General features: G+C 39.2%; 15 protein-coding genes and 1 pseudogene. 4 read left to right on the top strand and 12 right to left on the bottom strand.

Features of this window, described 5'->3' with window-relative positions:
- The first annotated feature begins 81 nt into the window (after window positions 1–81).
- Both WKT11_RS02855 and WKT11_RS02850 read left to right on the top strand, forming a co-directional pair.
- Window positions 82–720 (top strand): PduL/EutD family phosphate acyltransferase, encoded by a 639-nt coding sequence (locus WKT11_RS02855; RefSeq protein WP_117674660.1) that lies wholly within the window; start codon window positions 82–84, stop codon window positions 718–720.
- Window positions 721–867: 147 nt separating this feature from the next.
- Window positions 868–2535 (top strand): flavodoxin family protein, encoded by a 1668-nt coding sequence (locus WKT11_RS02850; RefSeq protein ID WP_340282411.1) that lies wholly within the window; start codon window positions 868–870, stop codon window positions 2533–2535.
- A gap of 73 nt (window positions 2536–2608) precedes the next feature.
- Here WKT11_RS02850 and WKT11_RS02845 read toward each other — a convergent pair whose 3' ends face one another.
- Entirely contained in the window at window positions 2609–4357 is a 1749-nt protein-coding gene (locus WKT11_RS02845) for an ABC transporter ATP-binding protein (RefSeq protein ID WP_118590346.1), read from the bottom strand.
- 122 nt (window positions 4358–4479) lie between these two features.
- Here WKT11_RS02845 and WKT11_RS02840 point away from each other — a divergent pair.
- Window positions 4480–4752 (top strand): annotated as a pseudogene (locus WKT11_RS02840) (IS1634 family transposase); the annotation flags it as partial.
- Between the two features lie 219 nt (window positions 4753–4971).
- Here WKT11_RS02840 and fucO read toward each other — a convergent pair.
- The 3 genes from fucO to WKT11_RS02825 form a co-directional block, all read right to left on the bottom strand.
- Entirely contained in the window at window positions 4972–6117 is a 1146-nt protein-coding gene (fucO, locus tag WKT11_RS02835; protein WP_118246921.1) for a lactaldehyde reductase, read from the bottom strand.
- Between the two features lie 199 nt (window positions 6118–6316).
- Entirely contained in the window at window positions 6317–6895 is a 579-nt protein-coding gene (locus WKT11_RS02830; protein WP_117674663.1) for a TetR-like C-terminal domain-containing protein, read from the bottom strand.
- Between the two features lie 553 nt (window positions 6896–7448).
- Window positions 7449–8351 carry a hypothetical protein gene (locus WKT11_RS02825; RefSeq protein ID WP_340282404.1) on the bottom strand — a complete coding sequence of 301 codons (903 nt, stop codon included), beginning with the start codon at window positions 8349–8351 and terminating at the stop codon, window positions 7449–7451.
- On the opposite strand from WKT11_RS02825, the gene WKT11_RS02820 reads away from it, so the two are divergent.
- A complete protein-coding gene (locus tag WKT11_RS02820) occupies window positions 8350–8640 on the top strand; it encodes a hypothetical protein (protein WP_340282402.1) in 291 nt (96 codons plus the stop codon). The two genes, WKT11_RS02825 and WKT11_RS02820, sit on opposite strands and share 2 nt — an antisense overlap.
- Window positions 8641–8811: 171 nt before the next feature.
- Here the strand turns inward: WKT11_RS02820 and WKT11_RS02815 are convergent, their stop codons facing one another.
- The 8 genes from WKT11_RS02815 to WKT11_RS02780 form a co-directional block, all read right to left on the bottom strand.
- The gene (locus tag WKT11_RS02815) at window positions 8812–9678 is read right to left on the bottom strand and encodes a hypothetical protein (RefSeq protein WP_117677728.1); all 867 of its coding nucleotides are present in this window, start codon (window positions 9676–9678) and stop codon (window positions 8812–8814) included.
- A gap of 304 nt (window positions 9679–9982) precedes the next feature.
- On the bottom strand, window positions 9983–10585 hold the full coding sequence (locus WKT11_RS02810; protein ID WP_340282400.1) for a hypothetical protein: 603 nt from the start codon (window positions 10583–10585) through the stop codon (window positions 9983–9985).
- Window positions 10586–10765: 180 nt separating this feature from the next.
- The gene (locus tag WKT11_RS02805) at window positions 10766–12511 is read right to left on the bottom strand and encodes a DUF5057 domain-containing protein (RefSeq protein ID WP_340282398.1); all 1746 of its coding nucleotides are present in this window, start codon (window positions 12509–12511) and stop codon (window positions 10766–10768) included.
- Between the two features lie 177 nt (window positions 12512–12688).
- The gene (locus WKT11_RS02800; protein ID WP_117677730.1) at window positions 12689–12862 is read right to left on the bottom strand and encodes a chorismate--pyruvate lyase; all 174 of its coding nucleotides are present in this window, start codon (window positions 12860–12862) and stop codon (window positions 12689–12691) included.
- A gap of 401 nt (window positions 12863–13263) precedes the next feature.
- Complete coding sequence (locus WKT11_RS02795) at window positions 13264–13710, bottom strand: hypothetical protein (RefSeq protein WP_147348293.1); 447 nt, start codon at window positions 13708–13710, stop codon at window positions 13264–13266.
- Window positions 13711–14101: 391 nt separating this feature from the next.
- A complete protein-coding gene (locus WKT11_RS02790; protein WP_340282392.1) occupies window positions 14102–20371 on the bottom strand; it encodes a DUF5057 domain-containing protein in 6270 nt (2089 codons plus the stop codon).
- Between the two features lie 31 nt (window positions 20372–20402).
- Complete coding sequence (locus WKT11_RS02785; protein ID WP_117676085.1) at window positions 20403–23114, bottom strand: prepilin-type N-terminal cleavage/methylation domain-containing protein; 2712 nt, start codon at window positions 23112–23114, stop codon at window positions 20403–20405.
- A gap of 68 nt (window positions 23115–23182) precedes the next feature.
- The gene (locus WKT11_RS02780; RefSeq protein ID WP_117676111.1) at window positions 23183–23812 is read right to left on the bottom strand and encodes a prepilin-type N-terminal cleavage/methylation domain-containing protein; all 630 of its coding nucleotides are present in this window, start codon (window positions 23810–23812) and stop codon (window positions 23183–23185) included.
- Window positions 23813–23817: the final 5 nt, after the last annotated feature.

Genomic DNA, 23817 nt, shown 5'->3' with positions numbered 1-23817 from the left:
ATAACTGTTCTGCATTCCATCAGATAACAGGAAGTCAGACAGACATATACAGTAGCATATTGAGGGAGGGTATTGTAATAAATGAGCATCAAAATACCTATAGAAACTTCTGCCAGACATCTGCATATCTCGCAGGAAGATTTTGAAAAATTATTCGGAGAAGGAAGCAAACCACATTTTATCAAAGAATTAAGCCAGCCCGGACAATATCTTTGCCAGGAACGAGTGACTGTCAAAGGACCGAAAGGTACTTTCGAAAACATGGCACTTCTCGGTCCTTTCCGCAGCGACACGCAGGTAGAAATGTCCCTTACAGACACCAGAAAACTGGGGATTCCAAGCGTGATACGCCAGTCCGGTGATATCGAAGGAACTCCCGGCTGTATTTTATCCGGTCCATGCGGGGATATCGAAATTCCCAGAGGTGTCATCGTAGCCAAACGCCACATCCACATGACTCCGGATGAAGCACTTGCCCTGCATATCAAAGACAACGACGAAGTCTTCGTCCTGACTAAAAGCTATGGACGCGCACTTATTTACGCAGATGTAGTAGTCAGAGTCCACAGAAATTATCACCTGGCAATGCACGTTGACACCGATGAAGCCAACGCATTCAACAGTGATACAGAACCTTACGGCGTGATCGTCAGGTTCTTTGACAGCAACTTCAACACAGATAAGTGGATAGAAGACGAACTGTCAGGAATACGCAGGTAAAATCCAATTCATCCTGCTTTTCACCAATCTGTATTCCACGTTTTTCGCCAATCTTTTCATACCCCTCTAGTATAGCGTTTTGTTGACAATCCATGTATGAAAGGGTACACTTTCATTATCAGAAATAAATGAATGGAGGGCATAGAGATGAAGATACTTCTGATCAACGGAAGCCCAAAAGGCAAAAGGAGTAATTCATTAAAGCTTGCATACAGCTTTATTAAGGGTTTGGAAAACGGATGTACGAGTAATAAAGAAGAGTTATCTGTTGATGAACTGCATATAGCTTCAATGAATATAGGTGCGTGTAAGGGATGCTTTGCATGCTGGCAGAAAACACCCGGGAGATGCTGTATAAATGATGATATGCAAACAGTCATTAAAAAACTGATTCGTGCTGATCTAATTTTATGGTCTTTTCCACTGTACTATTTTAATGTTCCCGGTATGTTAAAGAATTTGATTGATCGTCAGCTTCCTATGAGTCTTCCTTTTATGAGTTCAAGGCAGGACGGATACGGAAGCGGCAGTCATGATGCCAGATATGATATGGAAGGCAAGAGACACGTATTAATCTCTACCTGTGGCTTTTATTCTGCAGACGAAAATTATGACAGTGTATTGCGGATGTTTGACCATTTCCTTGGCAGGGGAAATTATACGACCATTTTTTGCGGTCAGGGAGAATTGTTTCGTGTAAAGGAATTGTCAGTGAGAACAAATGAATATCTTGCTGCAGTAAAATGTGCAGGCTCTGAATATGCAATGACAGGAGCAATATCGAAAGAAACAGATGCTGTACTCCATACACTTTTATATCCCAGAGATATATTTGAAAAAATGGCAGATGCCAGCTGGGGTATTAACAAAACGACCGGAGAGAAAGAACCTGAGGATCTTGTATTTACCCGGCAAATGGCCGCTCTTTACAATAAAGACGCCTATGACGGAAAACAACGCGTACTTGAGATACATTTTACCGATTTGGATCATACGTATCAGATTCGACTTAACAAGACCGGAAGCCAGATTTTTACAAATGGAAGCCTTTCTCCAACTACTCGCATTGATACACCTTTTTCTGTATGGTCAGCTATTTCTCGTGGAGAAATTGGTGGCGCAGAGGCATTGGGGAAACAGATGTATACGGTATCCGGTGATTTCTCCTTGATGATCAATTGGGATAAATTCTTTGGAAGCACATCTACAGTCAAAAATCCTGAGAAAAAATCTCCAAACATGATTGAGAAGAAAAATCCTTCTATGATGACAATGCTTATACCATGGATTGCCTTTTGGATTGCTGTTTCTATTGCTCCTAAAGTGGGGGCTTTGATAACTCTTATCGTAGTGGCAGGCATACCGTTTATTATGAGAAATCATGAATTTGTGATCTGGGATCAACTCTCTATGATAGCCGTTGCTGTACTTTCCGCAGCAGCAAGTGTAACCGGGAATGGAGATATTCCTACAAATATAGGATATCTTGTGTTTGGATTGTTCTGGCTACTTTCATGCCTGACAAAAGAACCTTTATGCGCTGCTTATGTAAAATACAATTATGGTGGTGAAAGTGCACATCAAAACCCTCTCTTCATGAAGACAAATTATATTCTTGCAGCGGCATGGGGATTGTTATATGTACTGACAGCAGTCTGGACCTTTCTGCTCAGAAGAGCCGGGTTTGGAAATCTGCTTATCATTGTAAACAATTTAGTTCCAATCTTGATGGGATTTTTTACAATGTGGTTCGAAAAATGGTATCCCGCAAAGATGGCAAGAGGCAAGAGAAAAGAAGAAAGCTCTGTACCGTAAAAACATCATAAAGAAAAAAGCCACAGGCTGGGCGGGCTCCAGTCTGTGGCGGGGGGCGCCCCCGCCTGGTATCCTATAAGCCGGCTTTACACAGCTTTGCGTAAACGCCATCTTTATCCATCAGTTCCTGATGTGTTCCCTCTTCTGCAATTCCATCCTCTGTAAGGACAAGGATTCTTCTGGCATTGCGAATTGTAGAAAGTCTGTGAGCAATTACAAAAGTAGTTCTGTCCTTTGCAAGACGCTCCAGCGATTCCTGAACCACCTTCTCACTCTCATTATCCAGCGCAGATGTTGCCTCATCAAAAATCAGAATAGGCGGATTCTTCAGAAAAGCTCTGGCAATGGAAAGACGCTGTTTCTGTCCTCCAGAGAGCTTCACTCCACGCTGCCCAATATCTGTACCATAATTATCCGGCATTTCCATAATAAAATCATGAGCATTTGCCAGCTTAGCCGCCCTGATAACATCCTCGTCTGTAGCATCCGGACGTCCATAGCGAATATTTTCCATAATATTTCCGGCAAACAGATACACATCCTGCTGCACGATTCCTATGTGATCACGCAGATCCTTCAGTTTAATCTTACGGATATCTTTTCCATCCAGATAGATTGCTCCTGATGACACATCATAAAATCTGGGGATCAGACTGCAAAGAGTAGTCTTTCCGGCGCCTGAGGTACCTACAAGAGCAACATAGTCACCAGACTTTACTTCCAGATTCACATTAGAAAGCACCTTCTCATTATGGTCTTCATAATGGAATGATACATTCTCAAAACGAATATCTCCATCCACATGTTCCATAGGCACAGCATCCGGTGCATCTTCAATATCCGGTGCAATGGACATCATTTCCAGGAAACGGTCATAACCGCTGTAACCATTCTGGAACTGTTCAGTGAAATTCACCAGCTTCGTAACGGGCTCAGTAAAATTATTGATATACAAAAGAAATGTCACAAGGTCTGTAGCGCTTAAATTTCCAGATGCCAGGAACACAGCACCGGAAACAAGTGCTGTTACCGTGATCAATGTAGTAAAGGCATCCATTCCTGCATGATAGCCTGCCATATAGCGGTAAGTCACACGCTTAGAATCCACGAAACGCTCATTTCCTTTACGGAACTTCTCAATCTCACGCTTCTCATTTCCAAAGGATTTTACCACCCTGATTCCGGAAAGGCTATCCTCAATCTGGCTATTGATCTCCCCCATGCGCACACGATTCTCTTTAAATGCACTTTTCATTTTCTTATTGTAGATCAGCGCGTAGATCAACATGATGATCACAACAGCAAAACACAGCAACGCCATCTGCGGCTTTACATTCAAGAGAATGATCAGCGCTCCGAACAGCTTGATCACGGAGATCAGAATATCCTCCGGTCCATGATGAAGAAGCTCTGTAATGTCAAAAAGGTCACTTGTAATACGGGAAAGCAACTGTCCTACCTTCTGGTTATCGTAGAATGCAAAAGAAAGCTTCTGATAATGGCTGAAGATCTCATTTCGCATATCGTGCTCAATATAAGCACCCATCATGTGGCCATAATAGGTGATAAAATAGCGGCTTCCTAGCTGCACCAGGATCAGCAGCAGCATTCCCACACCTATTTTCAGAATGATAGTCTTAGCCTCCACCGCTGATAACTCGCTTACCGAATTCATAATATAGCGGACCATCAATGGAATAACAAGGGTAACTGCCGCCCCTAGAAATGCAAAAAACAGATCTGCAAAAAATAATCCCCTATATGGTTTGTAATAGCCAGCAAGCATCTTCAGCTTGCCAGGCTGTTTTTTCTCTTGTTTCATGTGATTCTCCTCCGCTTTTACTGCTATATTTTTATTAGCCAGCAGCAAAAATTTTTATACAGAATTTATTATAAACCGACTGGGAGTGTTTTGTCAAAATGCTTCTGCAAATATTTTCTCCAGTAAAATCCCATTTCCTTATCTGTTTCCTTGCATTAGTGATATATCGTTACCTTGAAAGAAACCTGGAAAATGCCTTCAGCTGCGAAACAATCTTGGATAAATTAAGAACGATGAATTTCGCCGATATACAAGAGCAAGGTTTTATTCCACTTTACACACAAGACAAGCTAACCGATGCATTGCACACTGTTTGCGGCTTTGAAACGGATTATAAATTTATCACCAAAAGGCAGATGAAAAACATTCAGAAAAAAAGTAAAGGCCGGAAATAAAATACTATATTCCAAAACGACACACCAAATCGCCGAACCCCAGTAAAATCAAGAGGTACAGCGATTTTTTTGTTTCGTAACTGTCAAAGACAGGATTTTAGTGTAGCAAATGATGGCCGACGTGTCAACCAGGGAATGAAGAAAGCCACAGGCTGGGTGGGTTCCAGTCTGTGGCCTTAATCGCTGCTTTTTGCTTTTTTATTTTGCAAAAGTAATTCATTACATAATCTTGCGGAACAGATCTTTCAGATCTTCTACACTTGCATCTTTTGGATTTCCTGGTGCGCATGCGTCTGCGTGTGCGGATTCTGCCAGGAACTGAAGATCTTCTTCTTTGATTGCTTCCAGTTTAGTCGGGATTCCTACATCAACAGAAAGCTTCTTAACAGCCTCGATTGCTGCTTTTCTGTACTCATCCTGAGACATTTCATCTACACCTTTGACACCCATTGCTCTGGCAATCTCACGATATTTCTCGCCTGTGCATTCCTGATTGTATTCCATAACGATCGGAAGCATCATTGCACAGGCAACACCGTGTGGTGTATCATAAACAGCGCCAAGTGTATGAGCCATGGAATGAGCAATTCCAAGACCTACGTTAGAGAATCCCATACCTGCGATGTACTGGCCAAGAGCCATTCCTTCACGACCTTCTTTTGTGTTTTCAACAGCACCGCGGAGAGATTTTGAGATCAGCTCAATTGCTTTTAAATGGAACATATCTGTCATTTCCCATGCAGCTTTTGTTGTATACCCTTCGATTGCATGAGTCAGAGCATCCATACCTGTAGAAGCTGTCAGTCCTTTGGGCATAGAAGACATCATTTCAGGATCAATGATTGCGATGATCGGCATATCATGTGGGTCAACACATACGAATTTACGTTTTCTTTCTACATCTGTGATAACGTAATTGATTGTTACCTCTGCTGCTGTACCTGCTGTTGTGGGAACTGCAATGATCGGTACGCAAGGTTTCTTGGTAGGAGCTGTACCTTCCAGACTTCTTACATCTTCGAATTCAGGGTTTGCAATGATGATACCGATTGCTTTGGAAGTATCCATGGAAGAGCCGCCGCCGATTGCAATCAGATAATCTGCACCTGAATCCTTGAATGCCTGAACACCGTGTTGTACGTTCTCAATTGTAGGGTTCGGTTTGATGTCTGAATACAGTTCATATGCAAGTCCGTTTTTCTCAAGAATATCTGTAACTTTGCTTGTTACATGGAATTTTACAAGGTCAGGGTCAGAACAAACGAAAGCTTTCTTAAAGCCATGTGCTTTTGCTTCGTTTGCGATTTCCTCGATTGCACCTGCTCCGTGATAAGATGTCTGATTTAAGTTAATTCTGTTTGCCATAATGATTTCCATTCCTTTCAGTATTTTACATTTTGATATTCTTTACAGATAAGTTTCCGCAACGCTCATCTTTGTTATTATTCTAACAATGTAAATTCAAAAAAGAAAGTTACACTTTCGCTCAAATGTAACTTTCTCACTAAGTTTGTGCAATAAATACGAAAATAATTAGGTAAAATTGTGCACTAATCTGTTATGTTTATGACAATATTTCCAGTTCTTCAAACAACTGGGAGAGTTTCCCAGGCATCCCATCAACTAAAATTTTCGCCAGTCCCTCCGGTGCACATTCCAATTCCCCCAGCACCCATTTTACAGTCATATAAATAGAACTCTGGCAGTACATTTCCAGAATACAATGTATGGTCTCATCCGGAATTTTTCCTGTTTTCTCACGGATCAGATTTTCATAGAAAGCCAGGATCAGTTCAAAATCATGTTGGCGCAGACTGTTCTGGCTGTCATATTTAAAGGCCGCTGCAAAGAAAATGTGCTCTTCCTGAATATAGGTAAACTTCTTTACCAGTGCATCATAAACTGTTTTTCCCATTCCCATATGCTTAAAGGATTTTGCCAGAAGTTTATCAAAATACCAGTTGATCAGATCAAATTTATCCATGAAATTCCGGTAAAAAGTCTGCCTGGTAAGGACACAGTTTTCTGTAATCTGTTTTACCGTAATGTTGTCTACAGTTGTTGTCTTCATACATTCTTTCATCGACTGCGCAAGACGATATTTTGTTTTTTCCCCTTTAACATTTTCTGCTGTCAGTTCCATGGATTTTCCTTTCACAGGTAATTTTGTTTATTATAGTCTTTTGTATTTTGTCACAGTTAATGCCAGGCATACAAGCACCACTACAAACCGTGCTATTTTCCAACAATATAAATATGTATTATTATACCACTTGCTCATCATACAGTACAATAATAATATTTTTTCATTTCATACCCCCTCTGGTTCTGTTGACAATCCACATATGAAAGGGTACACTTGCATTATCAGAAATAAAGGAATGGAGATATTCCTACAAATATAGGATAGCAAGTCATCTATAAACAGGTTTAGACTTGACCGTACATTACAAAAATGCGATTGCAGTCAACTGTAAGCAAGATTAGACTTGACTGAACAGAATAGCTCACCGCAACGAGCAAGAAAGCCCCCAGAGCTGGCACTCTGAGGGCTTTTGCTTTGCTTCACGGAATCTCACCACATTCCTTAGCTACTGTTAGTATATGCGGAATGTGCCAAAAATTCAACTCAAAAACAATGGGTGAAAAAGCCACAGGCTAGGTGAGTTCCAGTCTGTGACTGTCTTAAGATAATCTTATTTAATCTCCGCAGTTTTACATTGCAGAATCTTCTCCAGTTCCGCTACTCTTTTAAGTGCTTCTGCCGTCTCTTTCTGGGCTTTTATTTTTTCTTCTTCAGCAATCATCCTTGCTTTTTCAGCAGAATCCCTTACATTTTCAGCTTCCTCTCTCTCTTTTTTAGCTTCATCCCTTGCTTTTTCAGCAGAATCCGCTCTTTGGCGTTCCCTTTCTGTATTTTTGCGTTCAGCTTCCTGACCTTTTTCATACATGATCGTATCTCTCTCAAAACCCTTCATATAGCTTAAAGACACCTCCCCGTCCCGCTTTACAATATCCACCATTTTCTGGATATCTTTTAGTGTATCATTTACGGCATTTGTCTGGGTTGTGTTCTCCATATAATTCAGGAACTGCCGGAGTTCTTCGGATATGTCATCGTCTTTTGTTCCCTTAGTATACAATACGGTTGTCTGTGCACCATCATCATATGGCATTTCCGGTTCTTCTACGCACATATTTCGTATTGTATATTTCACCCTATCGTAACTAAAAGGATCGTAATTACAGATAAAGATTACGTATACTCTCTTTAACTTTCCAAAATCCTCTCCTGATTTCAGGCTGCGGCTGTCTATGATAGCATGATAAAAGCGGATCCTCTGTGGAAATGCGGCAATATACTTTGCCTTATCATTCTTATCCGGCTCCAGGTCATAAATAGATGCATCTTCTGACGCATCTATCTCCGCACTGTCATCGCATTCTACATAAACATCCAGCCGGGCTCCCCGCAGATCCGTATTCAATCCCCTATAGGATTTTTGTGCGATCACTTTCAGATTTCGAAAATCCCTGTTAAACAGAAGCTTCAGGATCTTTCGTGTAAACTTCTCTCCTATTTCAGGATATGTCATCATGGCATTGAAGAGAAAATCATCCAGCAGGTTTAGCTCTTCCAGTTTTTTCTTTCATTCTGCATCTGCATGCTCCTTTCCTTATGATGGAGGAAGCAGCATCGTTTCTACAGAATTTATATGTGCCGTTGTACTGTTTCCACCATATTTATTTTCGCTTCATATGTGGAATCAGATTGACCGAACAGCCTTAGAACTTTCCCAGATATGTAATTTCAGTGTAGCAAATGATGGCCGGCGTGTCAACCAGGGAATGAAGAAAGCCACAGACTGGGTGGGTGCCAGTCTGTGACTCAGTTAGATTTTTATACTTTCTTTAGAGAACTTTTAAGACAAATTTCGTTTCTTTATTTTCCCGACAGGGGGTGCAACCCCAACCGGCTCGACTTACCCAGTTAAAACAGCAGACAGATATAAAAAGGTTCCGCAGTAACATTCGGTTAATGATACTGCGGAACCAATTTTAATACGTTTCAGCCATCCATTCTTTAATTGTTTTTTCCGTTTCACCAAGGATTCTTGCTATTCTCTCTACGGATTCTCCTTCCTGCGCAAGCGAAATGGCTATGCTTTTTGCCTTTCTTAATTCACCCTGCTTTTCATAAATTGCCTGCAGTTTCTGTTCTTCTTCCTCTTTGTCATACTCAAATATACTCATGGCAATAACCTCCGCGCGGTTGACTCTGAGAAAATCCGCCAGAATTCCTTTCTGAATACATTCATCCACTGCTTCTTTTACAGCAACATCCAGACTCATAGTCTCCGCATTTTTACGTACTTTTTCTACATATTGCGCATATTCTCCAAGAATCCTGCACTGCTCCATCAATTTCCTGTTGCAGTCGCTGTTGATATTGATCGTAACTACCTTTAACTCCAGATTAGGATCTCCCTGCTGATTTTCATAGGATTCTGACAGACAGTTCGTCCATCTGTCCGGCATTTTCCGCTTTCCATTATAGAATACAATAAAATTCGGTGCCGGTAATTTCAGCAATATGGATGAATACAGGGATTTCCTGTCCACTAATTTCTGATATTCACTGGATATATAAAATAAATCCCTCAACGGCATATTGGGATTGTAGGTTGACTGGTGTTCATACAGAAAAAGATTCGTATCAATGATAAACGCCAGATCATTCTTCATTCCCATATAGATTGCATTTTCCAGTGTAACAATCTCCAGCTTCGTTTCATCTGTATACGCTGTTCCATTGATCGCATTATACAGAGAAAGTAGGTTTCTTCTGTCAGAAAACAGTTTTCGGAATACTGTATCCTTGTAATTACGGTTTGCAGTGACTTTTTTGTTCTTTCTTTTTGCCATAGACAGTACCTCCTGTGTCAGCAGGAGCGTAAGAACATACTGCTCTTTTCCAAATTGTTCAGAACCCCTGCTTTTTTAATTGAATTGGAATTAAAAGCATGGATTTCTGAAATGAATTTAGAATATAAGACGGCAAAATGCCCTGAAACTTGAGAGAAATATGCTTTGATTTTATACTAGCATGCTTCTTCAGTAGTTTCAAGGCATTTTTGTAAAAATTGTCAGATGCCAAAAGCCCCGGACCGGGGTAGCTGTGCTGTACCAGTCTGAGGCTTTCAGAATTTGGAGTTATAAAGTTTTTACATCAATCCAAATCAAAAAGCTGGCGTTGACAGATGTTTATTTGCGCAACGGATTGTGCTTCTTTTTCTGTGCCGTAGTAAATGTACTTGCATGAAATTTTAGCATACAGGGTAACCTTTCCCTTATACCCTGCACTTGTTTTTAAATAATTCTCATAGTCTGGCAGATCATTTAGAGTAAAATTATATACCTTTCCGCTGTTGACATAGATGTATCCGTTGGAATCTGTCGTTAATGAATCCTTATTACCAGCCTCATATACTGGAACATCTATCGGCACCACATTTGTGTTTTCTCCTCCAATTCCTTCAACTTTTTTACCACCATCAGACTCTATGTACAATTGAAGTTTCAAATCTTTTGTGTTTGTTCCGGCAAGGGAAGTACCAACCAGGTTGGAATCTGTCACTTTCAAATGGAATTCAAGTGGTTTGTTTTTAATAAGCTCCTGGGATTCATTGAAATTAACATTGTCGAGTGTGTAATAAACAGTCTTTTCCTGCGCAGCATTTATATTTGCCTGCTTTACAAACATCAATTCCGGATTAACTGCCTGTGCATTATATGCGGCTATGATAGTATTGACAAACAACTTCTTTTCCATAAGATTACCCTTATCAGTGACAGGCTTATGCCCTACACCTGTATAAATTATATTTTTATAGCTATAGATATAATAATTATTTCTGACATCATTTTGGGTGAATGAGCATAATATCCATTTCCGGTTTTATTATCTTTATCGCCAAGGCAATACCACACTACAAGATCACCTGAATCATCCTCATCTGCATTTTCTTCCAATGCCAATTGATAATATTGGAAATGTGTGGGGGGCAACGGTTATTTTTTTATCAATTTTATATGGATATTCTGTTATTGCACCTTCATTTACCTGAGATGCTGTAGTTGTTACTTCCGTACTTCCGGTTTCTCGTGTTGTATTTGCAATTCTTAATTTTCCATTGGTGAATCCCTGCGTTTCTGAATATGTTTTTTCTTTGTTTTTGTTCAGATAATATGCCATATCACTGGAATTCTTAGAAATAGCATTCCAATCTGTAGACTGTGCATTTGTATCTAATTCTTTTGCCTGTTTTAATATATCAGAAGTTGACTGCGGGGCAGTGATGCCGTACCTATCCATACCTGAAGCTCTGCGAAGTGTCTGGTTAAAAAAGTATGCCCAACCTTTCCACGTAGAATCACCACTAATACCTCCATTCTGCGCAGTTCTATCATACACAGAGGATGACGTATTATCATGAGCCAAGATCACACTCTTTCCTGTATTTGCAAATTCCAGGATTCTCTGAGCGTCATTCTCTGAAAAGTTTGTAGGATTATTTCCTCCATAACTACTTCCATAACCAGCACCATCGCAAAATCCAATGATCAACATGTTATATTGATTCAGATAGGTTGCATTTGCAGAATACTGGGTTTCATATTGTCCTACAGTAATTGTACTAATCTTAACATTAAAATCTTTTACATTATCAAACAGATTTTGAAACGTAGTATCTGTAGCCAAATTCCATGTACATTCGGCACTATTATTTGGAATAATTTGCAATACATTAATTGTATTTTGGGTTGAAGTTGTATTTTGTCTTTTTGTATATCCAATCTCAGACGTTCGGATCTCGCTGTTATTATTGTTGGTGACTACCAGTTTCCACGGCATTAGTTTGATATATTCCTGCGGGATTTTTCTTGAAACTGTATACGTTGTATTAAGGGAAAGTTGATATATCCCATTCTCCTTTTTTATAACATTTCCATTTTGCATGACTGCAATATCATCCAGCTTCTCAGATTTTGAGAAATTACCATCACAGTTCAGATCAATATACAATTCACAATTATATTCTGCATTAGCAGGTGAAGCCTGCGCCTCGTCAATAATCTGAAACTGAAAAGTCATATTTTCTCCGGTAAGAAATTCATTCGATGGGCCATCCCCTGTTCCAATTGCAGAAGGAGGGTAACTGCTCAATTCAATCTTTGGTTTTGGAAGTTCCGCACAGAAATTTATATCCTCATCTGCTGTAATCTCTCCCTCTTTGTATACATTATCAAATCCTTTTACTTCATTAAGGAAATCATAAATATAGGAAGAATTGTCTACCAGAGTTGTAGATATCGTTTTTTTATTCTCACCATAAATATTTCCTGCAACTACTACCGGATACCCGCTTTTTGCAAAATTCACCAGTTTATTTTTTATTTCTTTTGTAATATCATTTCCAGAACCACGAACAGAGCCAATAGTAGTACCTGTAGTTGAATCTGTTTCCCCCACCGTAGCGGCTTTCTTTTGACTTCCATTCGTGACATAATCATGATTCATCAAACCCTGTAATTCATAGCGTGCCAATCTATTTCCACCAACATGATAATAAAGCACCTTATCATCTGGTCGGAAATTACCATCATAATCCAAATCCTTATCATCATCCCCCAGATAGATCATGTCATACTTTGTATTTAAGTCATCAATATGTCCGACAAATTCAGATGTTGTCATAGTGGTTATTTCTACATTTGCCTGTTTATTATGAAAAATGGGGGAAAATTCTCTGGCACTGGCATATGTATTGGCTGGATAGCCAAATGTACTTGTAAACGACAGGGGGTACGACCCCGCCAGGCCGCTGTCACTGCTTATTTTTTACAATCGGAACAGTGAATTTTTCTAACTTAATTAATCGATTATCGTATACTGCATCATTTCATAGTGTAATTTGCTTCTCTCTACAATATCAAAAGGAAGAAGCGCCCTCGCAACAAGTTTTAATTCCTCATCAGGAACATCTGTCCTGCGCAGATGCGCATAATCTCCATCAATTGATTCTACGATATAATCACACACTAACATAATGAACCTCCAGCTTTTGTTTTTTACAGTTTATCACACTTTTACTTCCAAATCATCAACATTTTCATCTTAATTCCAGATTTTCCAGCTACCTCCTATTGAGAAGATATTTCATAAATGTTACTATTCTTTTGTGCTTAGCTAACACAAATAATAAGAATAAGGAGGACGTAATATCTATGTGTTTTAATTTCAGTAATTGCTCCGAGTTATTTAATGCAATCTGCAAATATTTCCATCTCGGTTGTTAATCCATAATAACAATATTACCGGCAGAATAATTTTTCTGATATTCTGCTGAAAAAACAGCTCTGAACTTTTCGAAAAAAATCAGAGCTGTTTCATTTTATACTTCTCAATGCTTCGTATACTTAATAGATGGTCTGCCACCAGTAGAGTAATCAATCTGACTGTTGATTTCTCTGTTCTCTACCAGATAGTTCACGACAGAGGGTGCGACCCCGCCAGGCCGACACTCCTGATTTCAGGCTGCGGCTGTCTATGATAGCATGATAAAAGCGGATTCTCTGTAGAAATGCGGCAATATACTTTGCTTTATCATTCTTATCCGGCTCCAGGTCATAAATAGATGCATCTTCTGACGCATCTATCTCAGCGCTGTCATCACTTTCTACATAAACATCCAGCCGGGCTCCCCTCAGATCCGTATTCAATCCTCCATAGGATTTCTGTGCGATCACTTTCAGATTTCGAAACTCCTTGTTAAACAAAAGTTTCAGAATCTTTCGTGTAAACTTCTCTCCCATTTCAGGATATGTCATCATGGCATTGAAGAGAAAATCATCCAGCAGGTTTAGCTCTTCCAGTTTTTTTCTTTCATTCTGCATCTGCATGCTCCTTTCCTTATGATGGAGGAAGCAGCATCGTTTCTGCAGAATTTATATGTGCCGTTGTACTGTTTCCACCATATTTATTTTCGCTTCATATGTGGAATCAGATTGACCGAACGGCCTTAGAACTTTCCCAGATATGTAATTTCAGTGTAGCAAATGATGGCCGGCGTGTCAACCAGGGAATGAAGAAAGCCACAGGCTGGATGGGTGCCAGTCTGTGACTCAGTTAGATTTTTATACTTTCTTTAGAGAACTTTTAAGACAAATTTCGTTTCTTTATTTTCCCGACAGGGGGTGCGACCCCAACCAGTCCCTGCGACTACCTCTGCATCCAGGAAAGTAAGAGGACGGGAGTCCCAGTTCCAATCCAATATATCTCTTTATATTAATCTAGCTCAAAAAGCTGACGCTGTTTTAATGAAACTGATGTCACTGATGAATTTTCTTTTAATTCACCATAAAGAGCCGCCTTACTTGTAACTTTAACATAAAGATTACAGTTATTCTTATAATTTCCACCTGATTCCTGCAAATACTGTTCAATATCTGATATACTGATTTTATACGCATCATTATCTCTGTCTTTCAGATGGAATAATCCGTCTGAAGTATCCAGAGTAACTACATCTGCATTCTTATTATACGGAATCATTTTTCCAATTACGGAATTAATAGACACGCTGTCCTCTATACTGTTTCCACCAATATAAAATTCAACAGTCATGTCCTCTTTATCCTGATCCTCCTGGCTGAGACTGGAACTGATCATATTATAATCCTTTATATTAATATAAAAATCCATATCTTTCTCCAGAGTATTGGCATCCGTTTGAGTCCAGCTCGTCTGATCCGTTGCATAATACCGGGTCTTCTCTACCTGCGCAGCAGGATTCAGTGTTTTTACGAAATCCACATAAGGACTAACCGCGGTGATGTTTGCAGCAGCTACAATTGCATTAACAAAAAGATCTACTTCGTCTTTTCCGGTAACCTTTCTGTGTCCCACACCTGTATAAATAACATTACCACGACTGTAAAAATAATAGTTATTTCTTACATCATTAGGCGAATTCTGATAATAATCTCCACTCAGGCAATACCAGACTACAATATCGTTCTTTCCATCGCTGACTCCATTAATATCAAGATCTTTTTCCAGTGCCAGCTGATAATACTGTCCATGAGTGTTCGCAACGGTATATGTCTGACTGACCCCATCTTTTAATTTATAAGGATATTCTGTAATAATTCCATCATTTACTTTTGTGATGCTATTTACTTCATCCCCGGCTTTCATTTTAGTAATTTCTTTATTGATGTATCCCTGCGTCTGCATATAACTCTGAGAACGGTTAGAATTCGTAACATAAGCTACATCACCAACCATCTGTTCCATATAATCAAAATCCACATCTGATGCATTTGCAGACAACATATTTCCGGCTTTCAGAAGGCTTGAGATATTGGTATTTCCCCCTTTAATTGAATATGCCTCATCATTTGTAATTCCATAACGGTCAAGTCCTGCTATACTACGAAACAGAGAATTAAGAGAATATCCCCAGTCCTGTCGGTTAATAGAGTTTTTCCATAACCAGCTGTCTTTAATTTGTTTTCCATCTTCTGTTATCGGCTCATTATTAAATTCCTTATAATTCCAATTGATATTCGATGTAGTATCATGAGTGAAAATAACACTCTTGCCATTCTGTATAAATCTTTTTATATTATCTACCGCACCGTCTGTATTATCTATATTTTCATATACATCTCCAAATCCCAGAATCAGCATATCCTTTCCATCTAGCAGAGATTGATTTTTATCTATGGTACCATTTTTTAACTGCTTCTGATTATCTACATACTCTGCAACTGTTTTTGTTTGAATATTCAACGTAAAATCTTCCACAGCAGACATTTCTTTATAAAACCAGCTGCTATGATTCTTCGTCCAGTCATCCTCCAAATTCCAGGTAGCAAGAGTTGCATCACCTCCAGATGGTACAGATGGTATAATCTGTAAGACATTAACTTTCTGTTTTCCATTTTGCTTATTACGCTTGGAATATCCGGTTACCGAAGTCCTGACGCTGGAATTGGAATTACTTACCAACTGCAATTTCCAGTTAATCGCCTTAAAATAGTCATAAGGAATTTTTCTTGCCACCGTATAAGTCTTGCCAATCCGCAACTGATATACTCCGTCTTTTCTGGATAATACATTTCCTGCGTCATCACATATTTCTATATACTTACTCTGCTCTTCTGCATCGGAAAGGTTACCATCAAAATTCAGGTCAAAATACAGCTGGCAATTATAAGTTGTACTAGCCGGTGCTGCATCTGAATCATTCTTGACAGTAAACGTATATTCTATATTTTCCTTATCTGCCGACAAATAGCCGGTATTGGATGAGTTTTGACCGCCTCCTGTACGCGGAACTTCCAGCGGTCTTCCGGTGTCAGTAAACTCGATTACCGGTTTTGCAAGATTCGCAAAAAAAGTAAATTGTGAATCTGACAATCCACTGACTGTAGATACGTTTTCGTATGAAAGCGACTCATTCAGGAACCTATAATACCAGGATGAGTTATCTACAGTCTGCGTAGATATTTTTCCACTTTTACTGTCTACCAGAGAATTTCCAAGTACAACCGGATATCCACTTTTTACAAAATCCAGTAACTCATTATATTGCTGTCTGGTAATGTCATTTCCTGAACCTCTTAACGATCCCAACCCCGCATATTGTGTCTCGCCATTCTCTCCGGTATTATATAAATTTGTATTACGTATCTTTTTTTTGCCATCTGTCCCTATAACATAATCAATATCTAACATTCCCATAAGAGAGAACTTTCTTATATCGTTCGAACCACTTCCTGTATGTATGTCATTCAAATTAATCGCACCGCCCACATGGGTATATAACATCGGTTTTGTACCATTAATCCTTATATCACGCGAACTTTCATTCAAAGAATCTCCAATGTAAATCATGTCATATTCAGAATTAATATCATCAACATGTCCTACATACTCAGATGCAGTCATAGATGTAACGGTAACCTGTGTCTGTATATTCTCACTATTAAAAAATTCCAGATGCGCACATGACGCTATCGTGTCACTCGTTGTATTGTCATGATATGCTTCCGTTATTCTTATCGTTATTTTCTTTACATTTTTATAAGTTTTTCCATCTTTAAATGTATATGTTTTACTTGTATTATCTGTTCTGTCTGTATATAATTCTTTGTCATTTGTTTCATCCTTTAACAGTTCCTTACCGTTTTTATCATACAGGCTTATTGCAAAATTCAGTATTTTTCCATTCTGATCCCCATTTGTACTATATCTTCTGGGGGTGTATATAAATCCGCTGATATCAGATGCCTTTTTCAGAGTTATCGTTAAAGTATGATTTCCTGATGCATGATAATTCGTTCCACTGCTATTCCATGCTGAATGCCAGAATAAGTTTTGATCAGAATCTAAAATATTAGATGCTGGATGTTTCTCATTTCCTGAATTTTGTTCACAATCAGCTGTCACCGTATCTATCTCAATTGGATCATTCGTTTTTTTGCCCAACCATCCTAATACGGTATTCTGATCAAGTGTACTTCCGGTTTTTGCCGGTTCTATTTCCAACACCTTAATACTGCTTTTCGTATTTAAATTACGTTTATACTGATAATTGATAATATACTCAATCGCTCTTGCCTGTGTCAGCTCTTTACTCAATAACTGAACCTTCGAGTTATTTGCGGAAAACGAACTTTCACTGTCAGAGTTTTCTTCTCCATCTGATAATGACTGCGATTCATCTGTTGTCTGTCCGATCTGACGATACTGGTTTTCACTTTCGATATATTTCAGAATCTCTTCAAATCCTTCCGACCTGCTTCCATCTGTAAATGTGCTTCCCTCTGATTCTGAATTGAAATTTGTATGAAAGTCTCTGTTTATTAAGCCAGAAGGATTGTCATCAGAAAAAGTATTTTTAAAGAAATAAACCATTCTGTCCACATAATGCCTATCTGCATCGTCCGGCTCTGTATAAGCAGAAAATGCCTCCAGCAAATCATTTTCTCTATATGCCTTTACAGAATTAATCATTACAGGGATGGTTCCCATCGCCTGCACTGCTTCAGTTGTGACGATTCCATTTACATAAATCAGATCATATTGTGACAGTTCACTGTCTGCAATTGTCGCAGTCTGTGCTGTCCCCGCTGAAAAGGCACTTGTACCATCGCTTTCACCATCTGAAAAATCGGCATCCGGTGTTCCGGATGTTACAGTCTCACTCTCTGCCTGCTGTGCATCTGTATTATCAGTGTCTGATGCAGCATCTGTTCCATCCTGGAATTCATCGGCTACATTATCATTTATTTCATTTTCAATAGAAACTAACTCAACTCCTGCTTCACTGACCATAGAATCAACCTCAGATGTTTCACCCCCGTCTTCCTGTAGCTCTTCTGTCTGTGATTCTTCTGTCTGCGCTTCTTCCTGCTGAGGTTCCTCCATCTGTGTTTCATCAGAAAGCTGATCCGTTTCAGAATCTGATGAAGCACCATCATCTCCGGCTGCACTGTCAGCAATATCAGCTGCCCCTTCTGCATTTTCCGTACTGACAGCTGCTGTTTGGATACCATATTTTTCGTTAAATTCCTGAGCCGTAATCGTATCAACTTTAATGTCAAAATTCGCAAACTGTTCTTCGTCATCAGGTGATAAATGAAATACGTATCGCTTAAACCAGTCGTGGTTTACATATCCGCCCTGATAAAATATATGATTTACTTCTACTGTCTGCTCCGGTTCCTGTTCATTCGGAATAAAATCATAATCTCCAGTTCCGGGAGTCAATTTATATTCTGCATCGGAAATATAATGCGTTGCAACTTTTCCATCACCGTCTGTTACTTTAATATAGGTATTTCCGTCATTCTGCGGATAAGACGCATAATACCATCCATAATATTGATAATCTGTAGGAAGTTTTGCATCAGCAGAAGCTTCACAGCAGAAATATGCTTTTTCTACAGTGTAATAATAGTTGTAATCCAGACTGCTGTCTATTTTCTTTATGTCACTGTAAGGTACTGCCTGACGTCCGGTCACTATGGAAAGAGGATATCTGGCAAGCTGTCCGCTTGCAGTATCCATTTTCCAGTACCAATATTGTCCATCTTCCAGTGTAATATCTTTCTCATTACGTACGATCTGTGTTTTATTTGTGACACTTTCTGCATCTTTTTTCTGGTTGTCCTGTGCCAGAGCTTTGATCTTCTCCAGATCTCCTACCAGAGTATATTTATAATACGGATACGCCTGTATATTTTCTCCCAGATAAATATACGGATTCTCTGTCGTTCCCTTTGTTTCTTCATTAGCAAATCCAAGTAGGATCGTTCGGCCTTTAGAAGTCTGTTCTTCCGCCTGTGCATTATCAGTCAGCTCATCTGCCATTCCTGCTGTCTGTGAAGTATCCTGTGAAGATGGAATCTGAGCATCGCCATCCGAAGTTCCGTCTCCAAAATCTCCTGTTGAAAACGCATCTGCTCCTGAATTATCTGATGTTTCCCTCGCAAATTCGGACTGTGAAGCAGCTGTTGTCTCACTGCCATCATTTACAGTTGAAAATTCTGCTTCTTCTCCTGCAGTAAATGCCGAAGCTCCCTGTGGAGTATTATCCTGAATCAATACCGCTCTGCTTTCATCTACAACCGGATTTTCTCCTGGAAATTTAAAAATATTATTCTGGATATTATTTGCAATATCTTCTGTGAAATCTGCATATACATTTTCATAATATCCATACTTTCCATTAGAATAATCATATTCTGGAAGAATGGTAGTCTGCCCTCTGTCATTTGCATCTTTTAATGCATTATTAACGTCTTCATTTTTTACTTCTGCAAATGTCAGCGCATATGGAGCTTGTGCTTTTTCATCATCAGAATAATAGAAATTTTCTATATTCTCACGATATTTGTTTGTTTTGGCATTATCTTCTGTGACATTTTTACGAATTGGATAATAAGTCTGTTCCTCTTTCGTATACTGTCCATTTCCGGCAGTGTTTTCCTGATAATGTCCCCGAATCTTTACTGTATCAGTTCTTGGATTGCCATCAGCATCTACGAAATCAACTCTCTTCCATCCGTCTTCAGAGGAAACAAAATACTGCTCCTGATATTCTGAGTATGCAAGCGGATACTCTTCTGCGGAATCTCCGCAAAGACTCTCTATATTTTTCCCTGCGGAAGATACATTTCCGTTTTCGTCTGTTTTTTTATTCGTGGCAAATTCTTTTCGCTGCTTTTCCGACAGCTTACTTAACCCATCTTCCAGACTCGAAAAAGACATGGCATTTCCGTTTTCGTCTTTATACAGTTTGATATACGGCTCCTGACCGGATACATAATACCCGATTTCTGCCTCAGCTTCAGAATCTACGATTTCGAGAATTCGAAAAGGTTCATCTTTGGATGTTTCATTTACGATTTCTTCAATACCTGGCATCATTGCAGGAGAGGCCTGTACGGAAATACTGGTCTGGAGCAATGCTCCAACTCCCAGTACTCCGGCTACAGTTACTGCAATGCCGGATAGTAGTATTTTTTTACGTCTGATTTTCATTTGAAACAATCTCCTCCTTATCCATATACCTCTAGTTATCAGTCACCGTTATCGTATAAGGTTCCGATTCTGTTTCCGTTCCTCTATCTGACTTATAGACAGCTGTAACGACATAAACTCCCATTTTTTTCTTATCATATTCCAGTTTGAAAGTGTTATTTAAATTATTGGAGTACGGCAAAATATCTGTGCGTAACTCACCATCTTTTTTACATCTCCAAGTGATATGATCCGAATTTTTAATTTCCGCTCCATCAATTTCTAAATCAGCAGTTAATTTAATCATATCGTCAATGGTGATTGTTGTGCTCTGATTTTTTCCTTCATCTTCTACTCTAAAACGCGTAATAGGTTTTTCTAAAACTTCAATTGGAACTGAAGCTTCGTATATCTTAGGATTATCTCCAGTTCCAACCCATAAAAGATGGCTATTCTCTACGCTAATGCTTAATGTAGTATTTTGCTGCCATACCTGCACATCCCATGGAGCAACGCCAGAAGAATCAAATCCTCCACTACTTGGATCAATCGACCACTTCGGTGTAGTTAATCCATCTTCTATTTCTGCTGTAGCATATTCTGGTTTCCCATTTGAATATGGATTAGATAAATAAGTTTCTATTACTTTAGCCTTCAATGGATATTTATTTCCTATAACTACTGATGTCTTCGGTGATACTATTTCCACGCCATGCACAACTCCAATATTAGCCACGCCTTTATAACGTCTTTTTATTACCTCTTTATTCTCATTTTCTACATAAAATGTTAATTCAGCAGATATAGAAAATCCCTGCTCACTTTCATCAACATATAATTTAGCAGTATGCTGATCATTATAGAATAAATCATTGCTAACAGACGTCTTTTCACTTGAACTCTTTAAAATTTTCCACTGTACACTATATTTCCAAGAATAATCTGCTCTGTCTGCATCCACATAAAATCCGGTTGAAGCATTATAATAAGAACAATCATATGTATTACCAGGATATACAGTCGTAACATTCTGTCCGGATACTTTATTTTTACACCAGATATTCATACGATAAAAATCTGTATTAACACTAAATGTAGAATGTCCCGTTGCCAAACTTCCACTATTCACTGAAACTGTCGCTTTTGCTTTCCATTCTCCATTTTCCTCGGTTGTAAATGCATTTCCTTCCTGATATGTCATTCCATCTACAGTAAACTGTGGCGTAGAGGACAAGTTTCTTTTTTTACCGCCAATATAATAATTATATTCTGGTGAAACTTTATTATCACCCAGATAATATTCACCCGATGGATTTATTATTTCAAGTCGAGCTAAATTTACAGTCGCTGTAGCCGAAAATGCTTTTCCACCTACTTCATAGGAAGCATTTACAGAAATTACTCCATTTGCCTGAGATGTACCCTCGCTCTTTTCAATATTTATCAGACCATTTTCCTGAACTGTAGTTCCATTTGTCCCTCCGCTCCACACAACTTTTACATAAGAATTTCCCGAATCTGTATTATCACTATATACTTCCGACCATTTTATATAATCATTTAAATCGTATGAAACAGTTTCTTCTGTATCCAAACCTAATATAATTTCGACATTCTCTGTCTTAATCCCCGTCACCGTCTTAGTATTATTAATCTTAATCGTCACCGGTGCAGAAGTTACTGTCTGTTTTCCATCGGATGTTTTTGCAAACACAATTACAGTGACTGTTCCGGTTGCATTGTCATTGACTGTAAGTTTTCCATATGTAGGATCAAGTTCCGGGAAATATCCTTTTTCTGTTCCATCTACAATTTTCCATTTCAATGTTGTCGGATCAATGGAACCATTTCCGGTCAGATTATATCCCAGGATCTTTGATTTACCTGCATCGATAGAATCCGGTGCACCAACGATATTAATCCTTACATCTGTACTGCTGGCTGTTGCAAAAGCATCGTCCGGTTTCATGACCTGAATCCGGTTTCTGAGATTAACCGTGTGAAGTGTTTTCACTTTTTTCCCATTTTCTTCTGTAGTTAAACGGAAACGCACGATCCGTTCACTCTCCACCTTCGTCACATCTGCTGTGAAATTCTCAATTCCCTCTGCAAACACAGAACGTGCAATTAATTCTTTAGAATCTTTTGCCTTATCTGAACTGCCTCCGGAAACAACTCCATTACCACTATCATTGTCGGCTGATGCAAATACAGCAACTCCATTGTCCATGCTTTCTGCAGAAATCCCACTGGTATCCACTGTCTGCTGATTTTCTGAATTGTCGCCTGTGCCATTCTCATTTTCTTCTTCCGTATTGCTGCTTGCCTTTGTGTACTCACGCTGACTGTAATAAAGTTTTCCTTCACTTCCCACCCAGTCAAGCACATCAAAAACATAACGGCTGGTTCCATCGCCATTTTCGTATTCATTGCAGGCAATAAAAGTTTTTGATGCCGCATTAGAGTCATCAATGTCGCTGGTAATCTGCGTTCCCATATCCGTTCCTGAACCGTATGCGTAATAAATACTTCTGTTTGCATCTATGATCAGATCTTCAATCTCATCCAGTGTTTCCTGTGCCTTCACCTGAGATTTCGTATTTCCGGAAACGCCCCTGAAGAGGCTGGAACCCGTAGTAATCAATGTTACCACAACGCCGGAGAAAATTGCGATGATTGCCACTGTAACAATCATCTCTATTAAAGTGAAACCGGCACTGTTATTTTTCTCTTTTCTGATTGTTCTTCTCTGTGTTCCTTTCATGCAGCAATTTCTCCTCTTAACTTATTCTCTCCTTATTTCCGGTTTTGCAGATCCGGTTTTATGCTGTTTTACTGCGCCCTGACCGTGTACTTTCCTGTATCTTTATTCAGAGTAATCACACGGGTGCGCATCCCGCCTCTGACTGTGATTGTCTGGCAATACGGTAAACTTTCATCCCTTTCCAACGGAATATCCTCCCCAAGATTAAGTACTGCCAGAATCTGATTCTGCTCCCATTCATTTGACTGGATAGGAAGAAAACCACCAGTTGCACGGTTATAAGTAAGGATAATAGAATTTCTGTCACCCTCCCACAGATTATATGTCTGCCCTGTACTGTCCGTATAACTGATTCTCGTTCCCGCAGGTGCAATCTTTTCCGAATCATCATTTCTTATTCTGGATGATTCAGCACTTTCTTTGCCTCTGTCCAGATAATACGTAATATAATATCCGTCAGACCGATATTCTAGCTTCATTTCTCCTACCAGTCTGCTCATTGCCTCTCTTCTTGTTTTATCCAGTGCAGATGTTATTGAATTCGTCGCACGCTGAACACGAAAACCAAGCACTGAATTCAGAGAAGGAGTAATCATTCCAAGCAAAATGGCAAAAATAGCTACAGTAATAACCATTTCCACAAGTGTAAAACCTTTATTCTTCTTTTGACCGCAATACTCTGATTTTAATTTATACATATCCT

The organism is Blautia sp. HCN-1074, from assembly GCF_037890165.1.
In the GTDB taxonomy this organism is placed as follows: Bacteria; Bacillota; Clostridia; order Lachnospirales; family Lachnospiraceae; genus Blautia_A.
Note: the sequence above shows the minus strand (reverse complement) of the source record. Positions and strands in the feature narration are given on the sequence as shown.

What these genes read in the sequence shown, in the direction of transcription:
- WKT11_RS02855 (WP_117674660.1), top strand. Translation starts at nt 82, where the DNA reads ATGAGCATCAAAATACCTATAGAAACTTCTGCCAGACATCTGCATATC.
- WKT11_RS02850 (WP_340282411.1), top strand. Translation starts at nt 868, where the DNA reads ATGAAGATACTTCTGATCAACGGAAGCCCAAAAGGCAAAAGGAGTAAT.
- WKT11_RS02845 (WP_118590346.1), bottom strand. Translation starts at nt 4,357, where the DNA reads ATGAAACAAGAGAAAAAACAGCCTGGCAAGCTGAAGATGCTTGCTGGC.
- fucO (WP_118246921.1), bottom strand. Translation starts at nt 6,117, where the DNA reads ATGGCAAACAGAATTAACTTAAATCAGACATCTTATCACGGAGCAGGT.
- WKT11_RS02830 (WP_117674663.1), bottom strand. Translation starts at nt 6,895, where the DNA reads ATGGAACTGACAGCAGAAAATGTTAAAGGGGAAAAAACAAAATATCGT.
- WKT11_RS02820 (WP_340282402.1), top strand. Translation starts at nt 8,350, where the DNA reads ATGGCATTGAAGAGAAAATCATCCAGCAGGTTTAGCTCTTCCAGTTTT.
- WKT11_RS02825 (WP_340282404.1), bottom strand. Translation starts at nt 8,351, where the DNA reads ATGATGACATATCCTGAAATAGGAGAGAAGTTTACACGAAAGATCCTG.
- WKT11_RS02815 (WP_117677728.1), bottom strand. Translation starts at nt 9,678, where the DNA reads ATGGCAAAAAGAAAGAACAAAAAAGTCACTGCAAACCGTAATTACAAG.
- WKT11_RS02810 (WP_340282400.1), bottom strand. Translation starts at nt 10,585, where the DNA reads ATGGAAAAGAAGTTGTTTGTCAATACTATCATAGCCGCATATAATGCA.
- WKT11_RS02805 (WP_340282398.1), bottom strand. Translation starts at nt 12,511, where the DNA reads ATGACAACATCTGAATTTGTCGGACATATTGATGACTTAAATACAAAG.
- WKT11_RS02800 (WP_117677730.1), bottom strand. Translation starts at nt 12,862, where the DNA reads ATGTTAGTGTGTGATTATATCGTAGAATCAATTGATGGAGATTATGCG.
- WKT11_RS02795 (WP_147348293.1), bottom strand. Translation starts at nt 13,710, where the DNA reads ATGCAGAATGAAAGAAAAAAACTGGAAGAGCTAAACCTGCTGGATGAT.
- WKT11_RS02790 (WP_340282392.1), bottom strand. Translation starts at nt 20,371, where the DNA reads ATGAAAATCAGACGTAAAAAAATACTACTATCCGGCATTGCAGTAACT.
- WKT11_RS02785 (WP_117676085.1), bottom strand. Translation starts at nt 23,114, where the DNA reads ATGAAAGGAACACAGAGAAGAACAATCAGAAAAGAGAAAAATAACAGT.
- WKT11_RS02780 (WP_117676111.1), bottom strand. Translation starts at nt 23,812, where the DNA reads ATGTATAAATTAAAATCAGAGTATTGCGGTCAAAAGAAGAATAAAGGT.